Source organism: Alkalihalobacillus trypoxylicola, from assembly GCF_001590785.1.
GTDB lineage: Bacteria > Bacillota > Bacilli > Bacillales > Bacillaceae_D > Alkalihalobacillus > Alkalihalobacillus trypoxylicola.
On record NZ_LTAO01000012.1, the window covers coordinates 706,290 to 718,128 of the forward strand.

Annotated in this window: 13 protein-coding genes; 9 read left to right on the forward strand and 4 right to left on the reverse strand. The window is 36.6% G+C overall.

The window, feature by feature from the left end; translation table 11 throughout:
- The first annotated feature begins 32 nt into the window (after window positions 1–32).
- Window positions 33–1,052, forward strand: coding sequence for a LacI family DNA-binding transcriptional regulator (locus AZF04_RS10475; protein ID WP_061948644.1), 1,020 nt, complete (start codon window positions 33–35; stop codon window positions 1,050–1,052).
- 24 nt (window positions 1,053–1,076) lie between these two features.
- Complete coding sequence (locus tag AZF04_RS10480) at window positions 1,077–1,733, forward strand: ThuA domain-containing protein (RefSeq protein ID WP_061948645.1); 657 nt, start codon at window positions 1,077–1,079, stop codon at window positions 1,731–1,733.
- A 443-nt stretch (window positions 1,734–2,176) separates the two neighbouring features.
- Here the strand turns inward: AZF04_RS10480 and AZF04_RS10485 are convergent, their stop codons facing one another.
- Window positions 2,177–3,244 carry a Gfo/Idh/MocA family protein gene (locus AZF04_RS10485; protein WP_061948646.1) on the reverse strand — a complete coding sequence of 356 codons (1,068 nt, stop codon included), beginning with the start codon at window positions 3,242–3,244 and terminating at the stop codon, window positions 2,177–2,179.
- Window positions 3,245–3,502: 258 nt separating this feature from the next.
- On the opposite strand from AZF04_RS10485, the gene AZF04_RS10490 reads away from it, so the two are divergent.
- The gene (locus AZF04_RS10490; protein ID WP_061948647.1) at window positions 3,503–4,369 is read left to right on the forward strand and encodes a M15 family metallopeptidase; all 867 of its coding nucleotides are present in this window, start codon (window positions 3,503–3,505) and stop codon (window positions 4,367–4,369) included.
- A gap of 36 nt (window positions 4,370–4,405) precedes the next feature.
- Here AZF04_RS10490 and AZF04_RS10495 read toward each other — a convergent pair whose 3' ends face one another.
- Window positions 4,406–6,001, reverse strand: a complete 1,596-nt coding sequence (locus tag AZF04_RS10495; RefSeq protein WP_061948648.1) for a peptide chain release factor 3 — start codon at window positions 5,999–6,001, stop codon at window positions 4,406–4,408.
- A gap of 284 nt (window positions 6,002–6,285) precedes the next feature.
- Here AZF04_RS10495 and AZF04_RS10500 point away from each other — a divergent pair, with 284 nt between their 5' ends.
- The 4 genes from AZF04_RS10500 (at window position 6,286) to AZF04_RS10515 (ending at window position 8,318) form a co-directional block, all read left to right on the forward strand.
- The gene (locus tag AZF04_RS10500) at window positions 6,286–7,263 is read left to right on the forward strand and encodes a BMP family ABC transporter substrate-binding protein (RefSeq protein ID WP_061948649.1); all 978 of its coding nucleotides are present in this window, start codon (window positions 6,286–6,288) and stop codon (window positions 7,261–7,263) included.
- Between the two features lie 67 nt (window positions 7,264–7,330).
- Window positions 7,331–7,513, forward strand: coding sequence for a ComZ family protein (locus AZF04_RS10505; RefSeq protein WP_045480780.1), 183 nt, complete (start codon window positions 7,331–7,333; stop codon window positions 7,511–7,513).
- Window positions 7,514–7,578: 65 nt separating this feature from the next.
- The gene (locus AZF04_RS10510; protein WP_061948650.1) at window positions 7,579–7,902 is read left to right on the forward strand and encodes a hypothetical protein; all 324 of its coding nucleotides are present in this window, start codon (window positions 7,579–7,581) and stop codon (window positions 7,900–7,902) included.
- Between the two features lie 83 nt (window positions 7,903–7,985).
- Entirely contained in the window at window positions 7,986–8,318 is a 333-nt protein-coding gene (locus tag AZF04_RS10515) for a hypothetical protein (RefSeq protein WP_081766561.1), read from the forward strand.
- Between the two features lie 41 nt (window positions 8,319–8,359).
- Here the strand turns inward: AZF04_RS10515 and AZF04_RS10520 are convergent, their stop codons facing one another.
- Window positions 8,360–8,608: a hypothetical protein gene (locus tag AZF04_RS10520; protein ID WP_061948651.1), complete on the reverse strand. Its 249-nt coding sequence runs from the start codon at window positions 8,606–8,608 to the stop codon at window positions 8,360–8,362.
- Window positions 8,609–8,832: 224 nt separating this feature from the next.
- On the opposite strand from AZF04_RS10520, the gene AZF04_RS10525 reads away from it, so the two are divergent.
- Together AZF04_RS10525 and fabF are read left to right on the forward strand one after the other, a co-directional pair.
- A complete protein-coding gene (locus tag AZF04_RS10525; protein ID WP_045480311.1) occupies window positions 8,833–9,768 on the forward strand; it encodes a beta-ketoacyl-ACP synthase III in 936 nt (311 codons plus the stop codon).
- Between the two features lie 32 nt (window positions 9,769–9,800).
- Window positions 9,801–11,039 (forward strand): beta-ketoacyl-ACP synthase II, encoded by a 1,239-nt coding sequence (fabF, locus tag AZF04_RS10530; protein ID WP_045480308.1) that lies wholly within the window; start codon window positions 9,801–9,803, stop codon window positions 11,037–11,039.
- 106 nt (window positions 11,040–11,145) lie between these two features.
- Here the strand turns inward: fabF and AZF04_RS10535 are convergent, their stop codons facing one another.
- On the reverse strand, window positions 11,146–11,652 hold the full coding sequence (locus tag AZF04_RS10535) for a MepB family protein (RefSeq protein WP_061948652.1): 507 nt from the start codon (window positions 11,650–11,652) through the stop codon (window positions 11,146–11,148).
- Window positions 11,653–11,839 lie beyond the last annotated feature (187 nt).

An 11,839-nucleotide genomic window follows, 5' to 3' on the forward strand; every position in this document is an offset into this window, starting at 1 on the left:
GGATGGTATGGTGAAAAGAAAGGACTATTGTAATGTCAAACGTAACAAGAAAAGACGTCGCAAAAATAGCAGAGGTTTCAGAAGCAACCGTTTCTCGAGTATTTAGTAATCACCACTCAGTTAAAGCAGAAACGAAAGAGAGAGTTTTAAAGGTTGCATCTCAATTGAATTATTATCCAAATGTATTGGCACAAAACTTTGCTAAACGAAAAAGTGGCAATATAGGTGTTGTTTTACCATATATTCCTTCTGCTAATGTTTTCTCTAATTATTTCTTTGCAGAGGTTTTACAAGGAATAGGGGAAGTGACTGAAAAAAACCATTATAATATGGTGTTATTGTTTCAACATGAAAGTAACCCTATGGATTATGAACAATACTTTTTACGTCACGAAATCGATGCTTGTCTAATTCTTGGTGCAAAACATAGAGAGGAAGAGATTCGAAACCTTGAGAAACTGCATAAAAGAAATTTGCCTTTCTGTATGGTGAATCAACATTTCTCCTCTCAGGAATTTTCCGAGGTTGATGCTAATCATGAAGATGGAAGTCATCAAGTGATTCAGCATTTATATGAACAAGGCTGTAAAAAAATCGCTTTTTTAAATGGTCCTCTCGTATTTTCGAACAGCTCTGATCGATTAGCGGGTTATAAAAAGGCTTGTAAAGAGTGGGGATTGCCTTTATTAGAAGAATTCATTCACTACGGAGATTATAGTAGAACAAGTGGTTATCAAAAAACAGATTCTATTCTAACATTGGACATGGATGCTATTTATTGTGCAAATGATAGAATGGCGATTGGTGTAATGAGAAGATTAGAAGAATTAGAAATACAGCCTGGGAAAGATATAGCCTTAGTAGGGTATGATTATTCAGACTTATCTAGACTTGTTACCCCGACATTAACAAGTGTTGAGGTACCTTTTCGAGAAATGGGAAAGCATGCAGCTGAAAAGGTATTAAACGATATAGCCCATTCAAAAGTTGAATATAAACAGGTGAAATTAGCAACTAAATTAATTATTAATGAATCATCATTATTAGTTTGAACAGAAAACTAGGAGGCGTATGGATTGAAGAAAAAAGCTTTAGTATTTTCAGGTGGTTGGGAAGGGCATGAACCTATTGAGGTTGGTCAATTTCTTTCTCAGCAATTAAGGGAAGAAGGGTATGAAGTAAGTACGGAAACGACATTGGATGTACTAGAAGAATACGTCCTAACTGATTTTGATTTAATCGTTCCTAACTGGACACAGGGTCAAATTGAAGAGTCTCAATTAAAGCCTTTGCTAGAAGCTGTTGAGAAGGGTACAGGACTTGCAGGCTTGCATGGTGGAATGGGAGATAGCTTCAGAATGGCTGTTGATTACCAGTTTATGGTAGGGGGGCAATGGGTAGCACATCCAGGAAATGATTTAGTTGAATATGAGGTAGACATTGTAGATGAAAACCATCATCTAACTGCAGGTATGAAAACCTTTAAAGTAAAATCTGAACAATACTATATGCACGTTGATCCAGCAGCTAATGTTCATGCCACTACGAAATTTCCATTAGTAGATGGTCCACATGCTGTCAATGGAGAAGTTCATATGCCAGTCGTATGGTCTAAGCAATGGGGAAAAGGCCGAGTTTATTATTGTTCTCTAGGTCACTCACTAGAAATTGTGAAGCAAGAAGAAGTTCAAAAGCTTATGAAAAAAGGCATGCTCTGGGCGACAAGGTCATAATTAATGGCTATCTAAAGTTTGAGACCGAAGTTGTTTTTAAAGAAATGAAAACCCTATTGCGAAATTTGAAATGATTTGTAGTGGATAAATACAAAATAACGATAGACCTCTCCTTGCTAAAAAAGGAGGGGTTTTTTGAACGGGTAGATTCCCTATGAAAATAGTAGGCTAGCGGACACAAGGTACAGAGACTCCAGTGGGAGGAAGTGGCCATCCCGAAAAAAGTTAGTTTGGCAGCTCCCAACCAAAAGCGAATTATCTTGGGCGAGCGAACAGCCGGGGACATAACATGTGTGGAATTATTCATTCGTGAGGAATTGTCCTGGCCTCTTTTTGATGGCTTGAGAGAAGAGAAGCTTTGCAAGTTCTCTACATAAATATAAAAAAGCAACGTCAAAGCGCTGCTTTTTATGTAATAAATAAAGGTTTTGTAGTAACATTTCTTATAGGTCCCAATTGAGTTTTACTTCATCACCTGTACGGGAGGATTCATAAATAGCATCTAAAATTAAATTAGTGGTTAAGCCACTCGTAGCAGGTATTAATGGCTCATGATTGAGCACAATGGATTCTAAAAAATGTTTAGATAATAAAATTCGGTCATTTTCCACACTTTCAGACTGATTTAAAGGTAAATCGACCGTTTGATTGAAGCTTTCTGTTAATATTTTTGCTTGATTGCCTCGAATATGAGCCCCACCTTCCGTGCCTAAAAGCTGGACATAAGGTTGATTATCCGTATCTACATGAGCTGCCCAACTTACATCTAGGCTTAAAGTAGAGCCATCCTCCATCTTAATTAAGGCGGTTGCTAGGTCCTCAACATCATACTTTCCTTGCCAATCAGGTTTACCCCATTCTCCAATTCCTTTTTGTAAAGGGCCGAATTCCGAGTAGGTGGAGCCGAACACAGAGACTGGTTTAGGATTACCCATTAAATATAAACTAACATCTAACATGTGCACTCCAATGTCTATTAAAGGTCCTCCACCGGATTCAGCCTTTTGCGTAAACCAGCTCCCCCATCCTGGAATCCCTTTTCTTCTTAACCAACCTGTTTTAACATGATAAATCGATCCAAAGGACTTTTTATTTATTAGTTTAATGATTTGCTGAACGTGCCATTGCCATCTCATTTGGTGAGCTACCATCAATTGTTTATTTGTTGATTTTTGGACACGAACAATTTCTTTTGCTTGCTCACTATTTAAAGCCATTGGTTTTTCAAGTAAGACATGCTTATTTGCAAGCAACGCTTCAATAGCTAATGATGAATGCTCTTTATTCGGAACGCATATGACAACAGCATCTATTTCTGGGTTTTCTAGCAAGTCTTGTGCTGTTTTATATACGATCTCAACCCCGAATCTTTTCGCTTTTTCTTCAGCCGCGCTTTTGAAAACATCGGTGATTCCAATTAGCCGAGCTTGCTCTAATTGTTGAAATTGTTCTAGATGGACACCGGCTATTCCGCCAGCTCCGATGAATCCTAATCCAATTTTTTTGTTCATAATTAGACCTCCTCTAATGCTAATAAAATCTTTCTTTTTAAGTTTAATTCAGTTCACATGAAATAGAAATAAAAAAATTTTGATAATCAAAAGATGATTTACTTTTGTGATATACTAGCTCTAAAGTACATCGTTCTTTTGACTTGTTTACGAGAATGTAAATCTAGCTTATAATTATAGACTTTAATAGGTTTAATATAATTAGATATGGTTAATACCTACAAGTATAAGGATTATTTGGTAAGGAAGGTTATAATTATGACGAAGAAGATAAGTATTTCTTTTCTTTCTCTATTACTCATTGTTTTGATTAGTGCTTGTTCCTTTGGGGAGCAGAGCGTCGAAGAGCAAGAATTAGATTTCGAGGAAAAGACAGAAGAGATTTCGGCAACGCCAAGTGAACCACAGCCAGAAGTGGAAGAAGAGCAAGTAGTAGAACAAGAGCAAGAAATAGATGAAGTGGAAGAAGCATTTAAAGAACAGTTTAAGCAATATGATCAAAATGAAGTTATGATGGTCAATGGACAAGCAGTCGTACAAAATCCAGAGAATATCCATGCAGCGATTAATCGTGAATTTCTTTTACCTGAAGGGTATCGCCCGGATGATTTAATCGTTCCTAATGTTCGCTTTTCTTTTGAAGAGGATATTGATAAGCGGTATTTGAGAGAAGAAGCAGCAATGGCTTTAGAGGAACTATTTAAAGCAGCTGAGGCGGATGGAATAGAGCTTTATGCAATTTCAGGATTCCGTTCCTATGAAAGACAAGATACTTTATATGAAAATGCGATTTCAAACCATGGTTCAGACCAAACAGTGGTAGCAATGCCTGGACAAAGCGAACACCAAACAGGACTCGCAATGGACGTTTCAAGTAACAGTAATCAATTTGCGTTAACAGCTGATTTTGAAAATACGGAAGAAGGACAATGGGTGGCAAACCGTGCTCATGAATTTGGGTATATTATTCGTTATCCAAAAGGAAAAGAGGAAATAACAGGCTATGATTTTGAGCCTTGGCATATAAGGTATATTGGTGAAGAAATGGCCCAAATTCTTTATGAGAATGAATGGACACTTGAGGAATTTTTAGAAGAAGGAAAAGCCGTGGTTTTTGATTCATAAGAAGAAAGAGGAGAAGGATTTACCTTCTCCTCTTTTTTATGCTTGCTCTTTAATAAATGAGTTTTCATAAAATTGGAGCCCGGGATATTTATCGATAGCTGTACGCATCTGAAAATCATTGTCAAACAAAGCGACGATGCGGCCGTCTCGGTCTGTGACCAAATTACGCTGATTTTTTTTGAAGCTCTCCATTTCTTTTTCAGGACCACTAACCCACCTAGCAAAAGAAAACGGTAATTTCTCTAGCTGAATATCAACATGGTACTCACTTTTTAGACGATGCTCTAAAACTTCAAACTGTAAGACCCCTACGACCCCGACAATTTGCTGTTCAACAAATCGGTTATAGGTTTTAAAGAGCTGAATAGCTCCTTCCTCAGTTAATTGATGGAGTCCCTTTTCATAGGATTTGTGCTTTAATGCTTCCTTTACTGTGATGGCAGCAAAATGCTCTGGTGAGAAATGAGGCATTTCAGCAAATTCAAAGGATGGACCGGTAACAAGTGTATCTCCAATTCTTAGATTACCTGGATCAAATAATCCGATGATATCTCCAGCATAAGCTTCCTCGACTAAGCTTCTACTTTGCGCTAGAAATTGAGTAGGCTGAGCTAATTTTAAGTTCTTTCCTAAGCGAACATGTTTTACACTCATCCCTCTTTCGAATTTGCCAGAAGTAATTCTAAGGAAAGCAATTCGGTCACGGTGCGCTGGATTCATATTAGCCTGTATTTTAAATATAAACCCAGAGAAGCCTTGGTGTTCAAATGGGTTTATGATACCGTTTGAGCTTGCACGAGATGTAGGAGCCGGAGCTAATTTTAAGAAATGATCCAAAAAGGTTTGAACGCCAAAGCTAGAAATGGCACTACCAAAAAAGATCGGTGTTAATTCTCCGTTCTTTATCTTCTCTAAATCAAATTCATCTCCCGCGACATCAAGAAGTTCTAATTCTTCACGAAATTGGCTCACTAAATCTGGATCACCGATCGCTTCATCTAAAAGAGGATCATCAGGTCCAGTTAGAGAAATGACATCTATTTCTTTAGGGTTATTCGGATTATATAATTCAAGCTTTTTTTCTACTCGGTCATAAACACCGGAAAAAGACTGACCCATTCCTATTGGCCAACCCATTGGATAGGAGCGAATACCTAGAAGGTTTTCTAGCTCTTCCATTAATTCAAAAGGATCACGACCTTGACGGTCAAGTTTGTTCATAAAAGTAAAAATAGGAATTCCTCTCATTTTACACACTTTAAATAATTTTTTAGTTTGTGCTTCTACACCTTTTGCTGCATCTATTAGCATGGTAGCAGAGTCAGCTGCCGTTAACGTTCGATAAGTATCCTCACTGAAGTCTTGGTGTCCAGGCGTATCTAAAATATTAACATGATAATCCTCATACATGAATTCTAAAACAGAGCTTGTAACAGAAATCCCTCTCTGTTTTTCAATTTCCATCCAGTCACTCATAGCATGTTTACTATTTTTCCTTCCTTTTACCGTACCAGCTTCTCTAATAGCTCCACCAAAGAGTAGGAGTTTTTCTGTTAAGGTTGTTTTACCTGCATCAGGGTGGGAAATAATAGCAAAAGTTCTTCTCGTTTCTATCTCTTTAAATGCATTCATTGTTAAAATCCTCATTTCCATTGTAACTGTTGATATATTATACCAATCTTTTCTTTCATATTCACCTTTTAAATGAAAATTACATTTTTATTACAGTTTAGTAAATACGAGCATGATAAGAGGAAATAGTCATAGTTATAACGAATAGATATAGAATCTACATAGATTGAACTAGTAAAAATAGACGTCATGGAAAGTGGTTGATAGTTCTTGAATCTTTACTTTTTTTTATGGCAAACAGTGTTTATACTAGAAATGGTTTGAAAAATAGGGAGAGTGCCAACATGCTGAGACGAACGATTTTCATTTTTTTTCTGCCTATTGTTCTATTTATTGGCTGTTCAAATGAAGTAGTTCATACAAAAAAGGAAAAAGTAGGATTGTTATTAGAGGATTCTATTTATGATCAAGGGTGGAATAGTAAAGGTTATCAAGGCTTATTAAACATTCATACAAACTTAGACGTTGAAGTGTATTCCAAGGAAGAAGTGAATACAGAAGAAAAAATCAAATCAACCATTGAAGAGTTTTATCTTAATGATGTGTCGATCATTTTTGGACATGGACAAATGTATGCCCATTATTTCTCGGAAATGGCAGATGAATACCCAGATATTCATTTTATTAGCTTTAATGGTCATGTGAAGGGAAATAATGTGACGAGCTTACATTTTGATGGGTATGCAATGGGTTATTTTGCAGGAAGTTTATCAGCTATTATGAGTCAAAATAACAAAATTGCAGTCATTGCTGCTTTTCCATGGCAGCCTGAAATTGAAGGTTTTATAGAAGGAGCAAAATTTGAAAACGAAGATATTAACGTTAAAGTAGAATATGTAAATAGTTGGACGGATGAGGAGTTAGCATTGTCTTACTATCAATCATTAAAGAATGACGAAGTAGATGTTTTTTATCCTATCGGTGATGGGTTTCATATAAGTGTATTAGAAGAAATAAAAAATGATGGTCTCTATATTATTGGATATGTTTCTGATTTCTCTGATTTAGGAGAAGCTACCGTTTTAACGAGTACGATTCAGCATGTTGATGAACTATATGAAATAGTAACGAGAAAATATTTAGATGGTGAGCTGGATACAGGTAATTTGTATTTTGATTTTCAAGATAGTGTGATTAGTCTCGGAAAATTTGGGTCGCAAGTTTCTGAAGGCATTGTTGAGTATATGGAGGATGCAGTAATCCATTATATAGAAAATGGTGAAATGCAAGAAGAAAGATATCAAGACTCCAACTTGCCATAATAATCATAAACTAGTATCTTATAGATAATGAACTTTTAAAGAGGTGTTTTGATTGTCAAATTCTGAAATGAATATGAAGCTTATGCAAATTGCGATGAAACATTTACCAGAAGGAAAGAAATTTTTAGAAGAAAAGGGAATTCAGTTAGGAATTGAAGATGCCCAGCCTATGTTAAATTTGTTAATGAATGTTATGAATGAAGCATATGAGCTAGGAAAAATAGACGGTCAACAACAAGAAGACAAATAAGATAAAAGCTCAAGCAGAAATAACGGCTTTGAGCTTTTTTTACTACATGATAGAAAGAGGAAAGGTTGATTAACATGAAACAGCTTCCACTGCAGAATTTTGCGAATCAAATTAAAGAAGGAATCGTTCTCGTAAAATCTGAAAAATATGAAGCAGGAATGCAGCAATTAGCTCCGTTTGTAGAAATCATGAAAGAAAGTAATAAATCACATATTAGACTCTTTTTTTATTATTCAATCTCCCAATTAAGATTAGGTGAAATTGATGGATTTCTCGAATCCTATCGTTTAATTCAATTAATGGAAGCTACTACGAGAGAGGAAGAGCTCATGAAGCAAGAGCTTGATCCATTGTTTAAACAGCTTTTAGAGGAATTAGGCTCTGAATAGGACATTTATCCAATAGGAAAAGCTTCAATAAGAATAAAAGGACATAGTATAACAGTAATCCAATAAAAGGAGTGTCATTTACGATGTCCTTCATTCAGAATTATCCATATAATGGGTATCGGTATCCGAACTCATATCGAAATGCTCGAAATAATGATCAACGATTTTTTCCACTGTTACCATTTGTTGCTGGATTAGCTGTTGGACCCTTACTATTTGGAGGGGGCGGGTTTGGAAACCGTCCACCATATTGTGCCGGTCCATATTGTGGACCAAACTATGGACCGAACTTTGGGCCTAATTATGGACCTAACTATGGACCACAATATGGCCCAGGATTCGGGCCTCAATTCGGACCAGGTTATGGACCTCAATTTGGCCCTAGTTTCGGGCCTCAATTTGGTCCAAATTTTTAGAAATACTAAAAAAAGTGGAAGCACATAGGGCTTCCACTTTTTTATGGACTATTTTCTTCTTTTTTATCTGATTTTTTCCCTTTTGTATCATTATTAAAAAAGGCTTGAGCAATAACGATAAGCGGAGCAAGTTTATCTATGGTTGGTCCAATTGTATCAATAAAATGGGTCATTTGTTCAATCGTTGATAGAAAGGTAGGCTTTTTTTCTGGTTCTGGCTCAGGCTGCTTACCAAACATAAGGTCGTTGAAAATATCACGGTTTTCAGCTTGCTTCTTTTTTCTAGACATTCTATCCCTCCTAACTTACACAAATGTCTAATCGTTATAGTTTATGGCTAGTATTTTAGAAAAGTGAATTTGTTTTATGCCCATTCTTGCTACATAAACACAACTGTTAGGATAGAAAGGAAAACTCTAGACACAGATTATTTTCTGATGTACTATTAGTATCAGGTACTAAGTGAAATGTAAATAGAAAAGAATTGAACTTCTCTTTGAAAGGAGAATAAGAGATGGCGAATGCAGGAATTTTAGGAATGGGAAGCTATGTGCCCGAAAAGGTAGTAACGAACTTTGATTTTGAAAAAACGTTAGATACAACGGATGAATGGATCCGCACTCGAACTGGAATAGAGGAAAGACGCTTTGCAGATGATATAAGCTGTACGGAAATGGCTTATCAATCAGCTGTTGATGCTTTGAAGGAAGCTGATGTCAATCCAGAAGATATAGACTTAATATTAGTGGCAACAGTCACTCCAGATATGACATTTCCAACCGTTTCTACACTTATTCAAGATAGATTAGGAGCAAAAAAAGCGGCTGCAATGGATATAAGCGCGGCTTGTGCTGGTTTTATATATGGTTTGGCTACGGCTCAACAGTTTATTCAAACAGGAGCCTATAAGTATGTTTTAGTAGTTGGGGTTGAAAAGCTATCGAGCATTACAGATATGACAGACCGAAACACAGCTGTTCTATTTGGAGATGGAGCAGGGTCAGCTGTTTTAGGACCTGTAGAGGATGGAAAAGGAATATTAGCCTTTGAACTTGGTGCAGATGGCGCTGGTGGTATGCATATTAATCATAAAGGTGAATTTTTAGAGATGAACGGTCGAGAAGTGTTTAAATTTGCCGTTCGACAAATGGGAGATTCATCGATGAGAGTTATTGAAAAAGCTGGATTAACAAAAGAGGATGTGGATTATCTCATTCCTCATCAAGCCAATATTCGTATTATGGAAGCTGCAAGAGAGCGGCTAGATTTACCAGTGGAAAAAATGGCTAAGACTGTTCAGAAATACGGAAATACTTCATCGGCTTCTATTCCAATGGCTTTTGTTGACGACTTGAAAAATGGTAAAATAAAAAATGGAGATACAGTTGTATTAGTTGGTTTTGGCGCTGGCTTAGTTTGGGGTTCAGTTGCTTTAAAATGGGGTAAATAAAGTTAGTTGGACTAGAAAAGGAGAGAGTATTTGTGGAAAAAAAGCGGGTAGTAATTACAGGATTAGGTGCTGTAACACCACTTGGAAATGATGCAGAAACAACTTGGCAGCAAGCAATCACCGGTAAATCAGGAATCGGACCCTTAACAAGGGTACCGGCTGAAAACTTCTCTATCAGTGTTTCAGCTGAGGTAAAGGATTTTGACCCAGCAGCATTTATGGAAAAAAAGGATGCAAGAAAAATGGACCGTTTTACACAGTTTGCGGTGGCCTCCTCTTTAATGGCTTTAAAGGATGCTAATCTTGAAATTACAGATGAGATTGCGGATCGTGTGGGAGTTTGGATTGGTTCCGGCATTGGAGGCATGGAGACCTACGAACAACAATTTCATCAATTTTTAGAAAAGGGGTATCGTCGTGTAAGTCCATTTTTTGTACCAATGATGATACCAGATATGGCATCGGGACAGGTTTCCATTACAACAGGAGCAAAAGGTATTAATTCTTGTACGGTTACAGCATGTGCATCAGGTACAAACTCTATTGGTGATGCTTTTAAGGTCATTCAACGTGGAGATGCAGATATTATGATAACGGGTGGCTCAGAAGCACCTATTACAAATATGGCCGTAGCTGGTTTCTGTGCGGCAAAAGCTGTTTCAACCAACGAGGACCCTACTACAGCATCAAGACCTTTTGACAAAAACAGAGATGGATTTGTGATGGGGGAAGGCTCAGGTATTCTTATTTTAGAAAGCTTAGAAAGTGCTCAAAAGCGTGGAGCTAAAATTTATGCAGAAATCGTGGGCTATGGTGCTACTGGTGATGCTTATCATCTTACTGCACCAGCACCTGAAGGCGAGGGTGCGGCTCGATCAATGAAACAAGCTATTGAAGATGCGGGCTTATTACCTGAAGAAGTAGATTATCTAAATGCACACGGAACAAGTACCGGCTATAATGATAAATTTGAAACAATGGCGGCAAAAGAAGTATTTGGAGAGCATGCTTATCAATTAGCGATTAGCTCTACTAAATCTATGACTGGACACTTATTAGGAGCCGCAGGTGGAGTTGAAGCTATTTTTGCAGTAAAAGCTATAAAAGAAGGCATTATTCCACCAACCATTAATTATGAAACACCAGATGAAGATTGTGACCTAGATTATGTACCTAATGAAGCAAGAAAAACGGATGTAAAGGTTGCTATGAGTAATTCTTTAGGATTTGGTGGTCATAATGCAACTTTAGTTTTTAAGCGTTTTGAATAAATAAATCAAAAAAAACGGGCTGTCTCAAAGGTCATCGTATGACCTTCTGGCGATTAGCTCGTTTTTTTATCTTACAGCCCTTTTTTTATTTGCTTGGTGAAACATTTTATCTTAAGTATAGTTTTAGTAAATCAGTAGGTAGGTAATCGAGATTAGTCAGATTAATAAAAAAAGGTAACTGCCATTTCTGTGTTTTAATTGCCTGTTTATTAAGTGGTAAATCCCATTCTGGATACACTCTTATGGCCATTTTTCCCTTAGTTGAATGAGAGCGAAACATGTTTTGTTTGAAAAGAATGTCTTTAGGAAAAACAAATTGTCCAAAACCATCATCTTTTTTAAAGGTAGTAATGACTAATAAATCAGGTGATTCTTCATAGGAGTACGGTTGGTTTTTGTTATATTCATCTTTTTCCCATAATACAACAAATTGACCTACTTTTGCTGGAGTTATATGGGCAACTCTGAAACGAACTGTTTTTTCAAGTAATCGGAATGTACCGGCACCATACTTAGAGTTATGTGTTTCCTCTTGAACCGAATCAATGGTTAAATGATTTGGTTCATAAAGCCTTTTATTAATATATTCTAAAGCTGTATAAAAATCATACATGTTTACTCTCCTCTATTGCCTATTTGTGAGGTGAATTGATTTTTCATTTATAAATGCCCTATTTTTATTAATTCCTAACAGGTTTGTAAATAAGTGAATTTCATCATTGCTCTATAAGCGAATAAAACCGACCATTCATCATAAAAATGTCTTGAATGTTTCTGAATTCACTTCTTGATTGAAACGG